Raw genomic sequence first — 20,066 nt, forward strand, 5'->3', positions numbered from 1 at the left:
ACTGACCATAGCCTTTGCCATCACGGCGGCGACATCGAGCATGGCCTTTGCCGGGGGCAGCACCAGCACGTCGCGGAAAGGCGCCCTGCCCGGCGTGACCGGCGACTACCGCATCGCCAAGCCCGCGCCGCAGCCGGAGCCGGACGACGCGCTGCCTGCCGGCGAGAACGGCACGTTCAAGATCGGCGACACCGATGTCAGAATTTCCGGCAGCATCACTGTCGATGTCGGCACGGGTGGGATCAAGCCGCCGCGCCGGTAGCCCCTTCTCCCAGCTACTATACGGGAGAGAAAGCCTGCGCCGACGACTTCCTCGCAAACGAACAGCCCCGCCGTTGCTTCCGCAAACGGTCGGGGCTTTTTTTGGATTTCAAATCCAAACTGCCGGTAGTGTTATACCGACTTTGATTTCGGATGCTTCGCGGCATTCAGCCGACGATCCGACTAGCCGTCTCTGATTTTTGTGGGATTCGGCAGGTCACGGTTTGTCTGGTGGTTTGTTGGACTGACGCGATGCGTTCGTTTGGACGCATACACTCCAATGCCTTGAAACTACCTGGCACTTATGCCCGCCGCGGCTCCACTAGCAGGTGGAGCCTCAAGGGACTATCCGGTGGCGTCATGCTCCGCTCCTATGTCCGTTGCGACTGGTGTCAATCCGAAGCACAAATCGCAAAAACCTGCGGCGTCTCGCAGGCCGCTATGGGCGGCGAGGCCATCAAAGACGGCCGGCTCCGTTGACTCCGGCAGAGTGCGCCCCTGATTCGACGGCGTCAACCTTGAATAGCCGGTTACGGAAAATGTGATCGCCGGGAGCTTACGTCAGGGTCAGTTTCTGAAACACCCTTGTCAGTTTCTGCACAGCTTTGTCAGGAGCGTGTTCGGTCTTTGTTCTTTCCGCTTGCCCGTTCGCGCGAAAGACGGTTAAACGGCTTTGGTCGAGAAGTGTGGCGTCTCTCGACGTGGCGGCAAAAATACCTACATAGGGAATGGCCGGGAAAACCCGCCGATCCCACTGACACCAGACCTGAGGCGGCGACCGGCGATGGCCGACCATAAATACCTTTCCATTCGCGGGGCACGCGAACACAACCTAAAGAATGTCGATCTCGACCTGCCGCGTGACAGCCTGATCGTCATGACCGGCCTGTCGGGCTCCGGCAAATCGTCGCTTGCTTTCGACACCATCTATGCCGAGGGCCAGCGCCGTTACGTCGAGAGCCTGTCGGCTTATGCGCGCCAGTTCCTCGAAATGATGCAGAAGCCGGATGTCGACCAGATCGACGGCCTGTCGCCGGCCATCTCGATCGAGCAGAAGACCACGTCGAAGAACCCGCGTTCGACGGTCGGCACCGTCACCGAGATCTACGACTACATGCGCTTGCTGTTCGCGCGCGTCGGCATCCCCTATTCGCCGGCGACCGGCCTGCCGATCGAGAGCCAGACGGTTTCACAGATGGTCGACCGGGTGCTGGCGGTCGAGGAAGGCACGCGCCTTTTCCTGCTGGCGCCGATCGTGCGCGGCCGCAAGGGCGAGTATCGCAAGGAACTGCTGGAGCTGCAGAAGAAGGGCTTTCAGCGCGTCAAGGTCGACGGCGTCTTCTATGAGATCGCCGATGTGCCGGCGTTGGACAAGAAGTACAAGCACGACATCGACGTCGTCGTCGACCGCATCGTCGTGCGCGGCGACCTGGCGACACGGCTTGCCGATTCCATCGAAACGGCGCTGAAGCTCGCCGAAGGGCTGGCGGTGGCCGAGTTCGCCGACCGGCCGCTCGACGCCAGTCAGACCGGCGAGGACTCGGTCAACAAATCGAAGAACGAGACGCATGAGCGCATCCTGTTCTCGGAAAAATTCGCCTGCCCGGTTTCCGGCTTCACCATTCCGGAGATCGAGCCCAGGCTGTTCTCGTTCAACAACCCGTTCGGCGCCTGCCCGACCTGCGACGGCCTCGGCAACCAGCGCGCCATCGACGCCAGCCTGATCGTGCCGGACGAAAACGTCTCGCTGCGCGACGGCGCCGTCAGCCCGTGGGCGAAATCGACCTCGCCGTATTATGCGCAGACGCTGGAAGCGCTGGGCAAGGCATACGGCTTCAAGCTCGGCGACAAGTTCAAAGACCTGACCGAAGAGGCAAAGGATGCCGTCCTGCGCGGCACCGGTGAGCGCGAGGTCACCTTCCAGTATGATGACGGCCTGCGCTCCTACAAGACGACCAAGACGTTCGAGGGCGTCATTCCCAATCTCGAACGGCGCTGGAAGGAAACCGAATCCGCCTGGATGCGCGAGGAGATCGAGCGCTTCATGTCGGCGACGCCCTGCCCGGTCTGCAAGGGTTACCGGCTGAAGCCGGAAGCGCTGGCGGTCAAAATCGCCGGAAAACACATTGGCGAGGTCACCGAGCTGTCGATCCGCAAGGCCGACCAGTGGTTCACCGAACTGCCGCCACATCTCAACGACCAGCAGAACGAGATCGCGGTGCGCGTTCTCAAGGAAATCCGTGACCGCCTGCGCTTCCTCAACGATGTCGGCCTCGACTATCTGACGCTGTCGCGCAATTCCGGCACGCTGTCGGGCGGCGAGAGCCAGCGCATAAGGCTGGCGTCGCAGATCGGCTCCGGCCTCACCGGCGTGCTCTATGTGCTGGACGAGCCGTCGATCGGCCTGCACCAGCGCGACAATGCCCGCCTGCTCGACACGCTCAAGCATCTGCGCGACATCGGCAACACGGTGATCGTCGTCGAGCATGACGAGGACGCCATCCTGCATGCCGATTATGTCGTAGACATGGGTCCGGCCGCCGGCATTCATGGCGGCGAGATCATCGCCCAGGGCACGCCGCAGCAGGTGATGGCCAATCCCAACTCGATCACCGGTAAATATCTGTCGGGCGCGCTCGAAGTCGCCACGCCCGGTGTCAGGCGCGAGGCCAAGAAAAACCGCCGGCTGAAGATCGTCGGCGCGCGCGGCAACAATCTCAAGAACGTCACTGCCGAAATCCCGCTCGGCACTTTTACCGCCGTCACCGGCGTGTCTGGCGGCGGCAAATCGACCTTCCTGATCGAGACGCTGTTCAAGGCGGCGTCGCGCCGCATCATGGGCTCGCGCGAGCATCCGGCCGATCACGACCGCATCGAGGGCCTCGAATTCCTCGACAAGGTCATCGACATCGACCAGTCGCCGATCGGCCGCACACCGCGTTCGAACCCGGCCACCTACACCGGCGCCTTCACACCGATCCGCGACTGGTTTGCCGGGTTGCCCGAGGCCAAGGCCCGCGGCTATCAGCCGGGCCGCTTCTCCTTCAACGTGAAGGGCGGCCGCTGCGAGGCCTGCCAGGGCGACGGCGTCATCAAGATCGAGATGCACTTCCTGCCCGACGTCTACGTCACGTGCGACGTCTGCCACGGCAAGCGCTACAACCGCGAGACGCTGGATGTCGTGTTCAAGGGCAAGTCGATCGCGGACGTCCTGGACATGACGGTCGAGGAAGGCGTCGATTTCTTTGCCGCCGTGCCCGGGGTGCGCGACAAGCTGGAGACGCTGAAGCAGGTCGGCCTCGGCTACATCCATATCGGCCAGCAGGCGACGACGCTGTCGGGCGGCGAGGCGCAGCGCATCAAGCTCGCCAAGGAATTGTCGCGCAAGGCGACCGGCAAGACGCTCTACATCCTCGACGAGCCGACCACCGGCCTGCACTTCCACGACGTCGCCAAGTTGCTGGAAGTGCTTCACGAACTGGTCGACCAGGGCAACACGGTGGTGGTCATCGAGCACAATCTCGAAGTCATCAAGACCGCCGACTGGGTGCTCGACCTCGGCCCCGAAGGCGGCGATGGCGGTGGCGAACTGGTGGCACAGGGCACACCGGAAGCCATCGTGCGCGAAAAGCGCAGCTACACCGGCCAGTTCCTGAAGGAGCTTTTGGAGCGGCGGCCCGGAGGCAAGCGCGAAGCGGCGGAGTAACTGACAGACCGGTCGGGCGCCTGGAGAGCTTTGAATGACAGTCCGACAGGCGCTTGCCGGTGATCTCGACGCAGTCGTCTCGCTGACGCAGACCGCCTATGAGCACTACACGCCCTTGTTAGGCGCGCCGCCGCTCCCAGTCACCGAGGACTATGCGCCACGCATCGAGCGTGGCGAGGTCTGGCTCTTGGAGAGCGGCGCGGAACTCGCCGGGCTGATCGTTATTGAGCGCCATCCCGATCATGCGATGATCTTCAGCGTCGCGGTCTCCCCCGCTTTCCAGGGCAGGAAACTCGGCACCGCGCTGCTCGACTTCGCCCAGGAACAGGCGCGGCTATGGGGTGTGCCGGAGGTGCGGCTCTACACCAATTCGCGCATGGAGCGGAACATCGAGATCTATACGGCCTATGGCTTCCACGAAACGGGCCGCCGAGCCAATCCCCACCGTCCCGGATGGACCGCGGTCGACATGATCAAACCGGTTGGAAAAATAGCCTGACCGCATTTTTAGAACTGGGAGGAAGACGATGATCAGCCAAGGAACAATCCGCGCCGGGATGGGCGGCTGGACTTTCGAACCCTGGGATACGTCCTTCTACCCGGACAAGCTTTCCAAGGCCAAACAGCTGAGTTACGCCACCCGCCAGGTACCGAGCATCGAGGTCAACGGCACCTACTATTCCAGCTTCAAGGAGCCGACCTTCGTCAAATGGGCGGGCGAGGCGCCGGACGGTTTCGTCTATTCGCTGAAGGGCAATCGCTTCGTCACCAACCGCCGCGTGCTTGGCGAAGCCGGCGAGTCCATGACGCGCTTCCTCGGCTCCGGCATTGCCGCGCTGGGCGACAAGCTGGGCCCGATCCTGTGGCAGTTCGCGCCGACGAAAAAGTTCGACGCCGACGATTTCGAGGCCTTCCTGAAGCTGCTGCCGGAAAAGCAGGATGGCGTGGCGCTGCGCCATGCGCTGGAAGTGCGCAACGACAGTTTCAGCGTGCCGGAATTTGTGGGCCTGGCGCGCAAATACAAGGCGGCAATCGTCTATGCCGACCATGCCAAATATCCTGGTATCGCCGACATCACCGGCGATTTTATCTATGCGCGGCTGCAGACCGGCAGCGACGACAATCCGGATTGCTATACGCCGAATGGCCTGGACGAATGGGCAGCGCGGGTGAAGACCTGGGCGCAAGGCAAGCAGCCGGCCGATCTGCGGCGCGCCGATCCGACTTTCGACGCGCCGGTGAAACCGCGCGATGTGTTCGTCTACTTCATCACCGAGGGCAAGGTGCGCGCGCCGTTCGGCGCCATGGCGCTGATGAAGCGGGTGAGCTGATCGGTTAAAGCGCGTCGCGCTGAAACGGATTCATACGCCGCGATTTAAGTCTTTGTCTTGATGCATGCCGTTGTCCCAGAACCGCGGCACACTTCTGGGCGACATGCATTAGGAGCAATTCCAGGAAAAGTGTGGAACGGTTTTCCCGGGAAAGCGGTCAGCGCTTTCCCTTGAAAAGGGTTTCAACCCAGAATTGCTACGATGAACCGAAGCGTGATAGCTTATGCGCATCGTAACCTTATCGATACCTCCATCCTGCATAATCCGGTGCGGGTCCTTTCTAGAGGCCGGCCGCCGCGCGCAAGGACGAGGGCATGTCGCTCGACTACAGTTCCCTTCTGTTGGCTGTCGGGTTTTCCGCCGCTTGCCTCGGCCTGACGCTGTTCGGCATTTGGCTTACCGCGCGCTCGGAAAAATTCCTGCTGACCTGGGCGGTCAGCGTGCTTCTGATCGTCGCCGACGTCTTCGCCTACCAGGCCTATATCGACGCGCCCGGACGCCTGCTCGGCCTCGCCAGCTTCACGTTCCTGCTGCTCGGCTTCGCGACCATGCTGGGCGCGGCCCATCAGTTCACGACCGGCCGCTCGCCATTGCCGCGCATAGCTGTCGGCGCCGGCGTCTCGCTGGCAGTCGCCTTGCCGCCGATGGCGCTTGGCTATGACGGGCTGGGCTTCATGCTGGAGAATGCCTTCGCCGCGCTGCTTTTGTTTGCGACGGCCTATGAATACTGGAAGGGTCGTACGGAATTCCCGGCCCCGATCCTCGGCATTGCAGGGCTCTACACCGCCACCGCAATTTCCTTCGTGCTGTGCTCCGGTGCACTTGTCTGGGATGGCAGGCTGGTGCTTGGCCATGCGCCGAGCAACTGGGCCGAGGATTTCAGCCTCATCGTCGTCATCGCCTGCATGACCGGCATCGGCGCGCTCTCGCTGGCGCTTAACCAGGGACGCCTGGCGCAGCATCATCGCCGCGAAGCGCTGACCGATCCGCTGACCGGACTGCTCAACCGGCGCGCTTTGTTCGACCTGCACGGCAAAACACCGGTCCGGTCCTTCACCGCCGTGATCGTGTTCGACCTCGACGGCTTCAAGGCCATAAATGACGAGTTCGGCCATGCCACCGGCGACGAGGTGCTGAAACTATTCGCCAAGGATTTGACCGCCAATCTCCAGCCAGGCGATGTCGCCGCGCGCATGGGCGGAGAGGAATTTGCATTGGTGCTCGATCGCACCTTGCCTGAAAAGGTGGAATTCATAGCAGAGCGCATCCGGGCCAGTTTTGCCATGCGCCGGATCGATACCGAGACCCGCCTGCTCTCCTGCACGGTCAGCGCCGGCTACGCCTTCGGCAGCGAGGGCGGCACCAAATTCGACAAGGTGCTCAGCGCCGCCGACAAGGCGCTTTACGGCGCCAAGCGCGGCGGCCGCAATCGTGTGCTCGCCTTCCGGCGCGCCGGGTAGGCTGGCTGATATTCAGCGGGCCTGAACCTCACCACACGTAAAACAACAACCTAAAGCGCGTCGCATGAGGCCGTTCAGGCGCGAGGCGTTTTTAGGCCGCTATGACGATCTCGTTGTAAGTGTCGAGGTCGACGTAGAAAACCTTGGTGATTTCGCCGATCAGCTCATCCTGCTGGTAGCCTTGCGAGCGCAGAATGTTGATGGCGGTAATGATGTCGACACGCTCTGTCAGCCGTCGTTTCTGGTGGTCCTCGACGAACCGTTCCATAGCCCTATTCTCCTGGCAAGATTATCTGAACGCATTGACCGACAATCAGAACTGCGAGGGAAGCTAGGGTGGCTTGCTTGCGTGGAACTTGCAGGCTGAGCCAGCATATTCCCTCGATCTGCTACAGAACCAGACTGATACGGAAGCGGCCGACTCACCGAGGCCTAGGAAAGACTAGCATGCAGTATTCGGCGTGCCAGAGTGTGGCGGCCTCGGACGAAAGTCCGACGCAACGGGTGCGGACCTTCGCGACTTCATCATCCTTGGGCGTAGCGACGCGAAGCGGAGCGAAGACCCAGGGATCCATGCCGGGACGAAGAAGCGTCATTAACGGTGCAGAATGTGGAATGGCCAATGTGCCGCAGAAGCGATCTTGTTCTGCATCGCGGCACTCTTTGGCTGATGTCGCGGCATGGATTCTAGGGTCTGCGCGCGTCGCTCCGCTCCTTGGCTCCGCCCTAGAATGACGAAGTGATTGTGGGCATTTCAGCCAATCTTCGACGTGTACGATCCGTGCAGCCGTCGACCTGCGTTAAACCGTCAGAAACTTCCTGACGTCCGCCCGGTCGAGATCTTCGGCCGGGCCGGTGTGGACGATCTGGCCGCGGTCCATGATGTTGACCTCGTCGGCGAGCTCGCGGCAGAAATCGAGATATTGCTCGACCAGAAGCACCGCAATGCCGGCCTGATCGCGCAAATAGTGGATGGCGCGGCCGATGTCCTTGATGATCGAGGGCTGGATGCCTTCGGTCGGCTCGTCGAGCACCAGCAGTTTCGGCCGCATGACGAGCGCCCGGCCGATGGCGAGCTGCTGCTGCTGGCCGCCTGAGAGATCGCCGCCGCGCCGCCCCAGCATCTGCTTCAGCACCGGAAACAGTTCGAAGACATGCGCCGGCACGTTGCGGTCGGCGCGCTTCAACGGCGCAAAGCCGGACTCCAGGTTTTCGCGCACCGTCAGCAGCGGAAAGATCTCCCTGCCCTGCGGTACGAATGCGATGCCCGACCGGGCGCGATCATACGCCGCGCTCCGGTCGAGCGCCTTCCCCTCGAAGGCAACGCTTCCGCTCGTCAGCCGGTGGTGGCCGACGATCGATCTCATCAAACTGGTCTTGCCGACGCCGTTGCGGCCGAGCACGCAGGTGATCTTGCCGGCACCCGCCGTCAGCGACACACCGCGCAACGCCTGAGCAGCGCCGTAATGGAGCGTGGCGTTGGAAACTTCGAGCATGTCAGCGCCTTCTCCAGAAGCGGAGGAACGAAAAGTCGAAGCGATGGAATTGCACCCGCCAGACCATGCTCATCTCCCGAGATAAACTTCGACGACCCGCTCGTCGGCCGAGACGAAATCGAGCGAGCCTTCCGACAGCACCGAGCCCTCATGCAGGCAGGTGACCTTGACGCCGAGTTCGCGCACGAAATGCATGTCGTGCTCGACGACGATGACCGAATGGTCGCGCGCTATGTCCTTGAGCAGCCGCGCGGTTTCCTCGGTCTCGGCATCGGTCATCCCTGCGACCGGCTCGTCAACCAAAAGCAGCTTCGGGTCCTGCGCCAGCAGCATGCCGATCTCCAGCCACTGTTTCTGGCCATGGCTGAGATTGGCTGCCAGATCGTGGCGCTTGTCGCCCAGCCGGATGATGCCGAGGATGTCGTCGATCTGTCTGGCTTCGGCGGCCGAGCGGCGATGGAACAGCGCCGGAAAGATCGAGCGCGGGCCCTTCAGCGCCAGCATCAGATTGTCTTCGACGCTGTGGCTTTCGAAGACGGTCGGCTTCTGGAATTTGCGGCCGATGCCCATCATGGCGATCTCCGCCTCGTCGTGCCGGGTCAGATCGACCTGGCCGTCGAAGAACACTTCGCCCTCGTCGGGCCGGGTCTTGCCGGTGACGATGTCCATCATCGTCGTCTTGCCGGCGCCGTTGGGACCGATGATGGCGCGCATCTCGCCCTTGTCGAGCACCAGCGACAGATTGTTGATGGCGCGGAAACCGTCGAAGGAGACCGAGACGCCGTCGAGATAGAGGATGGTGTTGGACTTCGACATCGCTCTATTCCGCCGGCTGCGGTTCAGGCCCGGACGCGGACCAGGCACCGGGCGTTGTTGCTGCGCTGCGCACGATCTTCAATGGCGGCGCGGCATCAGGGTCTGTGCCCGCTTCCTCTGCAATCGCTGCAGCCCGCATCGCCCGAGCGTTACCGCGCCAGGAATCCCACATGCCGACGATGCCCTTGGGCAGGAACAGGGTTACGGCGACGAACAGGCCGCCGAGCGCAAACAGCCAGAACTCCGGCAGCAGGCCGGTGAACCAGGATTTGCCGGCGTTGACCAGCAGCGCGCCGACGATCGGGCCGACAATGGTGCCGCGCCCACCGACGGCTGCCCAGATCACGACTTCGATGGAATTGGACGGCTCGAATTCGCCGGGATTGATGATACCGACCTGCGGCACATAGAGCGCGCCGGCGATGCCGGCCATGACAGCCGAGACGGTGAAGGCAAACAGCTTCACGTTCTCCGCCCGCCAGCCGAGGAAGCGGGTGCGGCTCTCGGCGTCGCGCACCGCCATCAGCAGCTTGCCGTATTTGGAGCCGACGATCGCCCAGGTGATGAAGACGGCGAGCGCGAGTATGATGGCGCTGGCGGCAAACAGGGCCGAGCGGGTGGCGTCGGCCTGCACGTTGAAGCCCAGAATATCCTTGAAATCGGTCAAGCCGTTGTTGCCGCCGAAACCCATGTCGTTGCGGAAGAAGGCGAGCAGCAGCGCGTAGGTCATCGCCTGGGTGATGATGGAGAGATAGACGCCGGTGACGCGGCTGCGGAAGGCGAACCAGCCGAAGACGAAGGCGAGCAGGCCGGGCACCGCCAGCACCATGATGGCGGCGAACCAGAAGTGGTCGAAACCGGTCCAGAACCAGGGCAATTCCTTGTAGTTCAGGAACACCATGAAATCGGGCAGGATCGGATTGCCGTAAACGCCGCGCGAGCCGATCTGGCGCATGAGGTACATGCCCATCGCATAGCCGCCGAGGGCGAAGAAGGCGCCATGGCCGAGCGAGAGGATGCCGCAATAGCCCCAGACGAGATCGAGCGCCAAGGCAAGCAATGCATAGCAGAGGTACTTGCCCGTCAACGCGACGATGTAGGACGGAATATAGAACGCGCTTTGCGGCGACACTGCGAGGTTGAGCAGCGGCACGATAATGGCGGCCGTCAGCAGGATGAAAATAGTGATGGCGATGCGACGGTCGGCACCCGCGGCGAAGAAGCGTCCCGTGATCATGTTTCCACCGCCCTGCCCTTGAGCGCGAACAGGCCGCGCGGGCGCTTCTGGATGAACAGGATGATCAGCACCAGCACGACGATCTTGCCGAGCACCGCGCCAGCATAGGGTTCGAGAACCTTGTTGACGATGCCGAGCGAGAAGGCGCCGACCAGCGTGCCCCAGAGATTGCCGACGCCGCCGAAGACCACGACCATGAAGCTGTCGATGATGTAGCCGCGGCCGAGATTGGGCGAGACATTGTCGATCTGGCTGAGCGCGACGCCGGCAATGCCGGCAATGCCGGAGCCGAGCGCAAAGGTCAGCGCATCGACCCAAGGCGTCCTGATGCCCATCGAGGCGGCCATGCGGCGGTTGGCGGTGACGGCGCGCATCTGAAGGCCCCAGGGCGTGCGCTTCATAACAAAGAGCAGCACGCCGAAGACGGTGAGCGCGAAGACCAGGATCCAGAGGCGGTTCCAGGTGACGGCGAGTTGGCCGACATCGAACGATCCCGACATCCAGGAGGGGTTGCCGACCTCCTGGTTGGTCGGTCCGAAGATCGAGCGCACCGCCTGCTGCAGGACAAGCGAGACGCCCCAGGTTGCGAGCAGCGTTTCCAGCGGCCGGCCGTAGAGGAAACGGATGACGCCGCGCTCGATGATCAGGCCGACGGAAGCGGCAACCAGGAAGGCGAGCGGCAGCGCGATCACCAGCGACCAGTCGAACAGGCCGGGGAATGAGGTTCGGATCACCTGCTGGACGACGAAGGTGGTGTAGGCGCCGAGCATCACCATCTCGCCATGCGCCATGTTGATGACGCCCATGACGCCGAAGGTGATGGCGAGGCCGATGGCGGCCAGCAGCAGCACCGAGCCAAGCGAGATGCCGTACCATATGTTCTGGCCGGCATCCCACAGCGCCAGGCTCGAATTGATGCTGGCGATTGCCGCCGTCGCGGCATCCTTGACCGCGCCTTGCGCATTGGCCTCGACCGCGGTGAGCAGCGAGACCGCGTCGCGGTCGCCGCGCGCGCCGATCAGGGCAATGGCGGCAAGCTTGTCGGCCTCCGGCTTGTCGGAGACCAGCACCGATGCCGCGCGCGCCTGTTCGAACAATGCCTTGACCTTGGCGTCGGTCTCGGCGGCGATGGCTGCATCGAGCGGCTCGATATTGGCGGCATCGGGGGTCTTGAACATGGTGTCGGCGGCGGCGATGCGGACAGAAGGATCTTTCGCGCGCAACGTCAGCGTTCCCAGTGCATCTCGGATGACACGACGCAGCGTGTTGTTGACCTTGATCTTCGTGATGTCGGCCTTGGGGGCGTCGCCGGCTTTCTCGCCACTCAGCGGGTCGAGCAGCGTGACGCTGTCGGCGGCCTCACTGCCGACGAAGACGGCTGAATCGGCTTTACGGATGTAAAGGTTGCCTTCGGCGAGCGCTGCAAGCGGGCGCTCGACCAGCGGATCGCCGGTGGCGGCAAGTTCGCGCACGACGGCCTCAGTGGCGGCAAAGCCCGTGCCCGTGGCGAATTTGGCGACGATGGCGCGCAGATCGGCTTCGGCTGCGTTCGACGGCAATAGGCTTGCCACCAGGAACACCAGCATGAGGCCGAGAGTGCGCAACAGGATCATCCGTTCAGATACTCTTCTGTGGGGAAATTCCGCGTCCGGGCGGGCTGAAGCGCCCGGACGCTTGGCGGTACCGATCGTGGACGCGTCCACGATCGGTCGGTCCCGGGAGGGATCAGTTCGTGCCCTTGCCGCCGCATTTGCCGGTGGCAACGTTGAAGTTGCCGCAGGACAGAGGCGCGCGCCAATCCGAAATCAGGTCCTTGGAATCGGGCAGATAGTCGGACCATTCGTCGCCCATCACGAGGCCGGGCGTCTGCGACACGGTCTCGAACTGGCCGTCGGCCTGGATCTCGCCGATCAGCACCGGCTTGGTGATGTGATGGTTCGGCATCATGGTCGAATAGCCGCCGGTGAGGTTCGGCACGGACACGCCGACCATGGCGTCGATGACCTTGTCGGGATCGGTGGTGCCGGCCTTTTCGACCGCCTTCACCCACATGTTGAAGCCGATATAGTGAGCTTCCATCGGGTCGTTGGTGGTGCGCTTGTCATTCTTGATGAACTTGTGCCAGTCGGCGATGAACTTCTTGTTTTCGGGTGTGTCGACGCTCTCGAAATAGTTCCAGGCAGCGAGATGGCCGACCAGCGGCGCGGTATCGAGACCGGCCAGTTCTTCCTCACCGACCGAAAAGGCCATGACCGGGATGTCCTCGGCCTTGATGCCCTGGTTGCCGAGTTCCTTGTAGAACGGAACGTTGGCGTCGCCATTGACGGTCGAGACGACGGCGGTCTTCTTGCCGGCCGAGCCGAATTTCTTGATTGCGGAGACTTCGGTCTGCCAGTCGGAGAAGCCGAACGGCGTGTAGTTGACCATGATGTCTTCGGCGGCGACGCCCTTGGCCTTCAGATAGGCCTCGAGGATTTTGTTGGTGGTTCGGGGATAGACGTAGTCGGTGCCTTCCAGCACCCAGCGCTTCACCGAGCCACCGTCCTCGCTCATGAGATAATCGACGGCAGGAATCGCCTGCTGGTTCGGGGCGGCGCCGGTGTAGAACACGTTGCGCTCGCTTTCCTCGCCCTCATACTGGACGGGGTAGAACAGGATGTTGTCGAGTTCCGAGAACACCGGCAACACCGATTTGCGCGACACCGAGGTCCAGCAGCCGAACACGGCGGCGACCTTGTCCTTCGAGATCAGCTCGCGCGCCTTTTCGGCAAAGAGCGGCCAGTTGGAGGCCGGATCGACAACGACCGCCTCGAGCTTCTTGCCGAGCAGACCGCCCTTGGCATTCTGCTCTTCGATGAGCATCAGCATGGCGTCTTTCAGCGTCGTCTCCGAAATCGCCATGGTCCCCGACAGCGAATGCAGAATGCCGACCTTGATCGTGTCTTCGGCGGCCTGGGCCGGAGACGACATCGACAGGCCGGCGGCGACCACGCCGGCCGAAAACATTTTTGTTATTGTGGAGAAATTACCCCTCATACCGAAGACTCCCAAGCTGTTTGATTGCACCGCGATAATGCAATGCAACTGCCGTGCCAAACGCAAAGGCGCCGCTCACGAAGATGGAATAGCCGAGCGTTATCAGCCGGTTGGTATATTAGCCTCGAGAAAACAGTGGTAGCCGGCGAAAATTGATTGAGGCAAATTTGCGCAGCGCACATGGCTTTTGCCTAATTTTTGCCCAATTGAGACAAATGCCTAGTTTTTGATCTCCGGCCGTGTGTTCCGGGCTAACAATGTTGCGGTACCGCGCAAAAATAGGGCAAGCTCGCCCTTCAAAAGAGTGACGTCATGACATCTCGCACCTCATGCATTTCCGGCATCCTGCTGCTGATGGCAACGAGCGGCGCCGCGCGCGCCGATTTCAGCGAGGGCAAGCTTCCGGACGGCACCTATCATTGCGAGGTCTATTTGCTCGGCGCCTTCCTCAACCTCGGCGACATCACTATCAAGGGCAATGTCTATAGTGGTCCGGTGACATTCGGCACCGCGACGCAAGGCTACAACTATCAGATGAATGCCAATGGCGAGATCACCTGGCTCGGGCCGCTGGGCGGCTATACCACCGGTGGCAACTCCGTCTCCATGACACAGGCAACACTGGACGGCGAGACCGCCCCGTCATTCGACATCATTCTGAAGCAGCCCGACGGCGCCTTCACCGCCTCGACCTGCACCAAGGGCTGAGCGATGCGTAGTGCCGCGCCCAGTTGCGGCAAAACCTTCCTCTTATGTCATGTGAATGTTGCCTAGGCAGACTAGGGCAACGGTGCGCCGTAACATCCACCCTGAGAGGCAGACACCATGGCCAATGCACCGTCTTCATCCTCCCCCGTCATCCGCGAAATCATTGCCGAGCGCGTCTCGCGCCGGTCTCTTTTGAAAGGCAGCCTCGCCTCCGGCGCGCTGATTGCCGGCGGCAGCTTTGTCGGCTCCTTGTTTGCCGGCGAAACGCATGCCGCCACAGCGCAGTCGACGCTCGGCTTTCCCGAGCTGAAACGGGTCTACGGCAAGACCCATGCCGCCGCCGAAGGCTATGAGACGACCATCGTCGCGCGCTGGGGCGACCCGCTTGCAGCCGGCCTCGCCGAATTCGACGGCAACAAGGTCGCGGCGGAGGAACAGGAAAAGCGCTTCGGCTACAATTGCGACTACATCGCCTTCATGCCGCTGCCCAAGGGCACGGTGAATTCCGATCATGGCCTGCTCTGCGTCAACAACGAATACATCTCGCCCAATGTGATGTTTCCGGGGATGACCGAGGGCGATGCCGGCAAGACGATGACCAGGGAACAGGTCGATCTCGGCATGGCCGCGATGGGCCATTCGATCGTCGAGGTGCAATTGAAGGACGGCAAGTGGGCAAGCGTGGCGGACAGCCCGCTCAACCGCCGCATCACCGCCAACACCGAAATGACCGTTTCCGGACCGGTTGCCGGCCATGCGCTGATGAAAACTTCGGCCGACCCGACTGGCACGAAAGTGCTCGGCACCAGCTATAATTGCAGCGGCGGTTTCACCCCCTGGGGTACGGTGCTGACCTGCGAGGAAGGCGTGTCCGACATTTTCGGCGGCGACCCGAAAAAGGCGCCGACTGCCGACCTGCTCGACCGTTACGGCTTCGACGGCTCCGACATCTATGGCCGCGGCCGCTTCCATGACCGCTTCAACCTCGACAAGGAACCGAACGAGGCCAACCGCTTCGACTGGGTGGTCGAGATCGACCCTTACGATCCTCAGTCCAGGCCGGTGAAGCGCACGGCACTTGGCCGCATGTCGCATGAGGCCTCGACCGTGGTCCTCAACAAGGACGGCCGCGTTGTCGTCTATATGGGTGACGACGACTATTTCGAATATATGTACCGCTTCGTCTCGGCCAAGGCCTATGACAAGGCCAACCCGGCCTCCGGCGCCGATCTGCTCGACGATGGCGTGCTGTCGGTCGCCCGCTTCGATGCCGATGGCTCGATGACGTGGCTGCCGTTGGTGCACGGCCAGGGCAAGCTTACCGTCGAGAACGGTTTTGCCGACCAGGCCGAGGTGCTGTTGAAGACGCGGTTTGCGGCAGATGCGCTCGGCGCCACGCCGATGGACCGGCCCGAGGACATCGAGACCAATCCGGTGACCGGCCGCGTCTATGCGGTGATGACCAAGAACAAGAAGCGCGACCAGTCAAAGGTCAATCCGGCCAACACGCGGCCGGAAAATCTCTGGGGCCATATTGTCGAACTGATCCCGCCCGGCGGCCGCGGCGCGGACGCCGACCACACGGCCGAAAACTATGCCTGGGACCTGTTCGTGCTCTGCGGCAATCCCAGGGATGCCAAGGTCGGCGCCACCTTCCATCCGGATACGTCGGACAATGGCTGGTTCGTCTGCCCCGACAACATCACCTTCGATCCGGCCGGGCGGCTGTGGGTGGCGACGGACGGCGCCAATGATTTCGACCTGCCGGACGGCGTCTATGGCGTCGACACCGAAGGTGCGGCGCGCGGCCTGCCGAAGCTGCTGTTCACCTGCCCGCACGGCGCCGAAGCGACCGGCCCGTGCTTCACGCCGGACGGCTCGACTTTGTTCCTGTCGGTGCAGCACCCTGCGGAAGATGCAGAGACGCTCGACAAGGCGCAGACGCTGTGGCCCGACTTCAGGGATGGCCAATTGCCGCGGCCGTCCGTCGTCGCCATCCGCCGCAAGGACGGACAGCCGGTCGGCGCATAGTGTCCTAGGGAAAAGGGCGGAACGCGCCATGCGCGTTCCGCGTAGCGATCCGGGAGGACGGCTCAGATCGTCTTGGCCGACATTTGCGAAGCGATGTATTCGGCCTGGCGGATAGCCAGCGACACGATCGTCAGCGTCGGATTTTCAGCCGCACCGGTGGTGAACTGGCTGCCGTCCGACACGAACAGGTTTTTGATGTCGTGCGCCTGGCCGTGCTTGTTGACGACGCCGTCTTCCGCCTTTTCACTCATCCGGTTGGTGCCGAGATTGTGGGTTGAGGGATAGGGCGGCGTCGGGAAGGAGCGCGTCGCGCCGACCGCATCATAAAGCGCTGTGGCCTGCTTGTAGGCATGGTTGCGCATCGCCGTGTCGTTGGGATGATCATCGAAATGCACGTCGGCGATCGGCATGCCGTGCGCGTCCTTCTCGTCCTTGTGCAGCGTGACGCGGTTTTCCGCGCGCGGCATGTCCTCGCCGACGATCCACAGGCCAGCCATGTGATCATAGTGGTCGAGCGCGGTGGTGAAGGAACGGCCCCAGCCGCCGGGATTGAGGAAGGCGGCCATGAAGGGCAAGCCGAGCGACAGCGTCTCGAATTCATAGCCGCCGACAAAGCCGCGTGAGGGATCGTGCCGCGCCTCGTCGCGGATAATGCCGGCCATGGTGGTGCCGCGATACATATGCACCGGTTGGTCGAAGATGGCGTAGACCGAACCGGTGGTGTGGCGCATGTAGTTCTTGCCGACCTGCCCCGACGAATTGGCAAGCCCTTGCGGAAACTTCGCTGACTCGGAGTTTAGCAGCAGGCGCGGGCTTTCGATCGAGTTGCCGGCGACGGCGACAATGCGGGCCTTCTGTTCCTGCAGCTTGCCGTCCTTGTCGGCATAGACGACGCCGGTCACCTTGCCTGAGGCGTCGTGGTTGATCTTGATCGCCATGGCATTCGGCCGGACTTCGAGATGGCCGGAGGCCTCGCCCTTGGGGATCTCGGTATAGAGCGTCGACCATTTGGCGCCCCATTTGCAGCCCTGGAAGCAGAAGCCGGTCTGTTGGCAGGAGTTCCGGTCATCACGCTCGACCGAATTGATTGCCATGTTGCCGGTATGACATTCCTTGTAGCCGAGCTTGTCGGCGCCGGCCTTGAGCACCTTGAAATTGTTGTTGCCGGGCAGCCGCGGCCAGCCATTGGTGCCGGTGACGCCCATCTTGGCTTCCGCCTTGGCGTAGTACGGCTCCATCTCGGCCAATGTGACCGGCCAGTCCAGCAGGTTGGCGCCTTCCAGCTTGCCGTAGGTCGAGAGCGTCTTGAACTCATGCTCCTGGAAGCGCAGCGAGGCGCCGGCCCAGTGCGTGGTCGAGCCGCCGACCGATTTGACTATCCAGGCCGGCAAATTGGGGAAATCCTTCGACACCCGCCAGTCGCCGGACGTCGTGCGCTTGTCCGTCCAGGCGAGTTGGCTGAAGGAACCCCACTCATCATTGATGAAATCCTCGTATTCGTGGCGCGCGCCGGCCTCGAGGATGACGACATCGACGCCTTTCTGGGCGAGTTCGTTGCCGAGCGTGCCGCCGCCGGCGCCGGAGCCGATGATCACGACCACGCCATCGTTGTTGAGATCAAATGAAGCTGCCATGGTTTCCTCCCATGAATTCCTGTTTGCGGGGTTTCAGAACGACGGAGGGCTCAGAGCCACTCTATGTCGTCGAAACCGCGCGCGATGTAGCCGCCCTTGGAGTAGGATTCGCCCTCGTAGCCGAAGATCGGCCACACCTCCTGCTGGTTGTAGAGGCTGACGACGAGGCCGCCGCGGATGGACTGGAAGAACGGCGTCGCCTCGATCTGCTGCAGCACGGCGACGCGCTGCTCCTCCCAGCCGAGGCCGCGATAGCCGCCCTCGCCCGACTTCTTGTCGAGGTCGGCGATGCCGTCTTCGATCATCATCTTGTAGGCAGCGTCCTTGCCGGCCTGCTCGTCATGGCCTTTTACCGCGATGGCGTAGTATTTGTCGGGCACCTGATCGTGCGGATAGATGTCGCGCGCCATCTGGATCAGCGTCGCCATGGTTTCGGGCTTGAGCGCCGATGTCTCGAGCCCCCAGGCATTTTCAGGGCTGATGACGGCGCTGCCGGAAATGACGAGCAACGCGCCGATGCCGCCGCGTTTGAGAAGTTCACGACGTGAGAGCCTCGCGTCATAGATCGTGACCATTTTGTTCCTCCCTGCTTGCTGTTTGCGCCCTTGAACAGCGCCGTTGCTGGCGTTGCGCGGCTGAATGCGGCCGATAATCCCCTACTGGAAGCGGCCTCCACGCTGCAGAACCTCGATCTTGTAGCCGTCGGGGTCCTCGATGAAGAAAAAGCGGGCGATCAGCGATCCGTCGCGGTTGAATTCGACGATCTTCTTGGGGTTGAGGCCGAGCGCGCCGATCCGGTCGTGTTCACTGTCGAGATCGGACACCGAGACCGCCAGATGGCCGTAACCGTCGCCTAGCTCATAAGGCTCGGTGCGGCCCTTGTTCACGGTGAGTTCGAGCTCGAACCCCGTTTCGGCGTTGGCAAGGTAAATCAGCGTGAATGTCTCGAAATCCAGCCTGTCGGCGACATCGAGCCCGAAAGCGTTTCTGTAGAAATCGACGGATCTGGCCTCTTGGAGAACCCGGATCATGGAATGGATTGCCTTCGCCAAATCAGTCTCCGCCGCTGCATGCTGGAGGCGATTATGGGCGGCACGCGCGAAAGGTGGTGGCAGCCGGTTACCACGGCTAAATTTGCAATCGCTGCTATGCCTGCGCCTAAAGACGAAAGTCCGATTGCCGATTCGGCCCACAAGGCCGAACATGCAGGGACAACCATAACTTGAAGGCGCGACACGCTGCGCCCAAAACCAACAATATCGGGAGGTAAGGATGTGCAGGGTTTTTGCCGGGCAGGATCCGGAAGGCTATCGACAGATCAACCGGTCGATCCGCATCGACGGTCACTCTACGAGTATCCAGCTTGAAGGAACGTTCTGGGCGCTGCTTGACGAAATTGCCGACAGCCAAGGCCTGACGACGCCGAAGTTCATCTCAAAACTCTATGACGAGGCGATCGAGATCAACGGCGCCATTCCCAACTTCGCGTCGATGCTGCGCACCACCTGCGCGCTCTATTTGCGCGGTCACCGGCCAGACATGGATGAGCTGACGCCGAAGCGCGAAGCGGCCTGAGGAAGCTAGCCTTCCGCCGCAACGTCGAGCCCGAGCCGCGCCATATCGGTGAACAGCGCCTGACGTTCGGAATAGGCAGTCTGTTCGCCGGTCACGATGTTGTCGACGACGGTCAGCAGCGACAGCGCGCGGGCGCCGAAATGCGCCGCGATTCGGTAGAGTGCGCTGGTTTCCATATCGACAGCGAGAGCGCCAAGCGCCTGCGCTTCGGCAAAGCGGTCGCGCCCTTCAGGGTGGTAGAAGACATCGCTGCAGATGGTCAGCCCGGCCTGGTGGTCGATGCCGAGCTGGGCGGCGCAGGCCAAAGCGTGGGTGAACAGGCCGGGATCGGGCCCGGCGGCAGCATCGTAGAGGCCGAAGACCTGGCCGCTTTGGTCGCTTTCGGCGCGCACCGACTGCGAGATCACCAAGGAGCGCAGCGGCACGCGGGGTGTCAGGCCGCCGCAGGTGCCTGTGCGGATCAGCGTTTTGACGCCGTGAACATCCAGGAGTTCATGCACATAGACCAGGAAAGACGGGACACCGATGCCGGTGGCCTGGATGCTGATGGGACGGCCGCGATAGAGGCCGGTGAAGCCGAGTGCGCCCCGGCGGCGGTTGACGCAGCGCGACGCCTCAAGAAATGTCTTTGCCATCCACTCGGCGCGTTGCGGATCGCCCGGCAACAGCACCGTTGCGGCATAGTCGCCCCTGGCAGCCTCGTTGTGCGGCGTCACGACATGCTCCCCAAACCCGCCGCCCGTTTCGCCTGCAATCATGGCAGTGTCACGTCATT

At 62.4% G+C, this 20,066-nt stretch carries 18 protein-coding genes; 8 read left to right on the plus strand and 10 right to left on the minus strand.

The features are described from left to right. The first annotated feature begins 40 nt into the window (after positions 1-40). From NKI37_RS01005 to NKI37_RS01025, 5 genes are all read left to right on the plus strand, one after another. Positions 41-262, plus strand: a complete 222-nt coding sequence (locus NKI37_RS01005) for a hypothetical protein (RefSeq protein WP_032891865.1) — start codon at positions 41-43, stop codon at positions 260-262. 783 nt (positions 263-1,045) lie between these two features. Then, positions 1,046-3,967: an excinuclease ABC subunit UvrA gene (gene uvrA, locus NKI37_RS01010; RefSeq protein WP_352787713.1), complete on the plus strand. Its 2,922-nt coding sequence runs from the start codon at positions 1,046-1,048 to the stop codon at positions 3,965-3,967. A 34-nt stretch (positions 3,968-4,001) separates the two neighbouring features. Further along, entirely contained in the window at positions 4,002-4,466 is a 465-nt protein-coding gene (locus tag NKI37_RS01015) for a GNAT family N-acetyltransferase (protein WP_023670939.1), read from the plus strand. Between the two features lie 28 nt (positions 4,467-4,494). Continuing rightward, complete coding sequence (locus NKI37_RS01020) at positions 4,495-5,298, plus strand: DUF72 domain-containing protein (protein ID WP_023693383.1); 804 nt, start codon at positions 4,495-4,497, stop codon at positions 5,296-5,298. Positions 5,299-5,612: 314 nt separating this feature from the next. After that, positions 5,613-6,758, plus strand: a complete 1,146-nt coding sequence (locus NKI37_RS01025; RefSeq protein ID WP_023670937.1) for a GGDEF domain-containing protein — start codon at positions 5,613-5,615, stop codon at positions 6,756-6,758. A gap of 91 nt (positions 6,759-6,849) precedes the next feature. On the opposite strand, the gene NKI37_RS01030 is transcribed toward NKI37_RS01025, so the two are convergent. The 6 genes from NKI37_RS01030 to urtA all read right to left on the minus strand — a co-directional run bounded on the left by NKI37_RS01030 (position 6,850) and on the right by urtA (position 13,343). Then, a complete protein-coding gene (locus tag NKI37_RS01030; protein WP_023670936.1) occupies positions 6,850-7,026 on the minus strand; it encodes a hypothetical protein in 177 nt (58 codons plus the stop codon). A gap of 532 nt (positions 7,027-7,558) precedes the next feature. Then, positions 7,559-8,254: an urea ABC transporter ATP-binding subunit UrtE gene (urtE, locus tag NKI37_RS01035; protein WP_023706182.1), complete on the minus strand. Its 696-nt coding sequence runs from the start codon at positions 8,252-8,254 to the stop codon at positions 7,559-7,561. Positions 8,255-8,323: 69 nt separating this feature from the next. Further along, positions 8,324-9,070 (minus strand): urea ABC transporter ATP-binding protein UrtD, encoded by a 747-nt coding sequence (urtD, locus tag NKI37_RS01040; RefSeq protein WP_023696501.1) that lies wholly within the window; start codon positions 9,068-9,070, stop codon positions 8,324-8,326. A gap of 4 nt (positions 9,071-9,074) precedes the next feature. Further along, positions 9,075-10,307, minus strand: a complete 1,233-nt coding sequence (gene urtC, locus NKI37_RS01045) for an urea ABC transporter permease subunit UrtC (RefSeq protein WP_023688641.1) — start codon at positions 10,305-10,307, stop codon at positions 9,075-9,077. After that, positions 10,304-11,920 (minus strand): urea ABC transporter permease subunit UrtB, encoded by a 1,617-nt coding sequence (gene urtB / locus NKI37_RS01050; protein ID WP_023684622.1) that lies wholly within the window; start codon positions 11,918-11,920, stop codon positions 10,304-10,306. Before urtB ends, urtC begins: the two co-directional genes overlap by 4 nt. A gap of 112 nt (positions 11,921-12,032) precedes the next feature. Next, positions 12,033-13,343 carry an urea ABC transporter substrate-binding protein gene (urtA, locus tag NKI37_RS01055; RefSeq protein ID WP_023688643.1) on the minus strand — a complete coding sequence of 437 codons (1,311 nt, stop codon included), beginning with the start codon at positions 13,341-13,343 and terminating at the stop codon, positions 12,033-12,035. A 312-nt stretch (positions 13,344-13,655) separates the two neighbouring features. Here urtA and NKI37_RS01060 point away from each other — a divergent pair, with 312 nt between their 5' ends. Both NKI37_RS01060 and NKI37_RS01065 read left to right on the plus strand, forming a co-directional pair. Further along, complete coding sequence (locus NKI37_RS01060; protein WP_023688644.1) at positions 13,656-14,051, plus strand: hypothetical protein; 396 nt, start codon at positions 13,656-13,658, stop codon at positions 14,049-14,051. Positions 14,052-14,168: 117 nt separating this feature from the next. Beyond that, on the plus strand, positions 14,169-16,082 hold the full coding sequence (locus NKI37_RS01065; RefSeq protein WP_023754911.1) for a PhoX family protein: 1,914 nt from the start codon (positions 14,169-14,171) through the stop codon (positions 16,080-16,082). A gap of 62 nt (positions 16,083-16,144) precedes the next feature. On the opposite strand, the gene NKI37_RS01070 is transcribed toward NKI37_RS01065, so the two are convergent. The 3 genes from NKI37_RS01070 to NKI37_RS01080 all read right to left on the minus strand — a co-directional run bounded on the left by NKI37_RS01070 (position 16,145) and on the right by NKI37_RS01080 (position 18,768). Beyond that, positions 16,145-17,716 carry a GMC family oxidoreductase gene (locus NKI37_RS01070; protein ID WP_023688646.1) on the minus strand — a complete coding sequence of 524 codons (1,572 nt, stop codon included), beginning with the start codon at positions 17,714-17,716 and terminating at the stop codon, positions 16,145-16,147. A 50-nt stretch (positions 17,717-17,766) separates the two neighbouring features. Further along, a complete protein-coding gene (locus tag NKI37_RS01075) occupies positions 17,767-18,291 on the minus strand; it encodes a twin-arginine translocation pathway signal (RefSeq protein WP_023696497.1) in 525 nt (174 codons plus the stop codon). 81 nt (positions 18,292-18,372) lie between these two features. Further along, on the minus strand, positions 18,373-18,768 hold the full coding sequence (locus tag NKI37_RS01080; protein WP_023670926.1) for a VOC family protein: 396 nt from the start codon (positions 18,766-18,768) through the stop codon (positions 18,373-18,375). A gap of 220 nt (positions 18,769-18,988) precedes the next feature. Between NKI37_RS01080 and NKI37_RS01085 the strand changes: the two genes are divergently transcribed. Further along, the gene (locus tag NKI37_RS01085) at positions 18,989-19,291 is read left to right on the plus strand and encodes a ribbon-helix-helix domain-containing protein (protein ID WP_023670924.1); all 303 of its coding nucleotides are present in this window, start codon (positions 18,989-18,991) and stop codon (positions 19,289-19,291) included. Between the two features lie 5 nt (positions 19,292-19,296). Here NKI37_RS01085 and NKI37_RS01090 read toward each other — a convergent pair whose 3' ends face one another. After that, positions 19,297-20,007 carry a purine-nucleoside phosphorylase gene (locus NKI37_RS01090; protein ID WP_352543550.1) on the minus strand — a complete coding sequence of 237 codons (711 nt, stop codon included), beginning with the start codon at positions 20,005-20,007 and terminating at the stop codon, positions 19,297-19,299. Positions 20,008-20,066: the final 59 nt, after the last annotated feature.

It is taken from the genome of Mesorhizobium sp. M0626 (genome assembly GCF_040320665.1).
GTDB lineage: Bacteria > Pseudomonadota > Alphaproteobacteria > Rhizobiales > Rhizobiaceae > Mesorhizobium.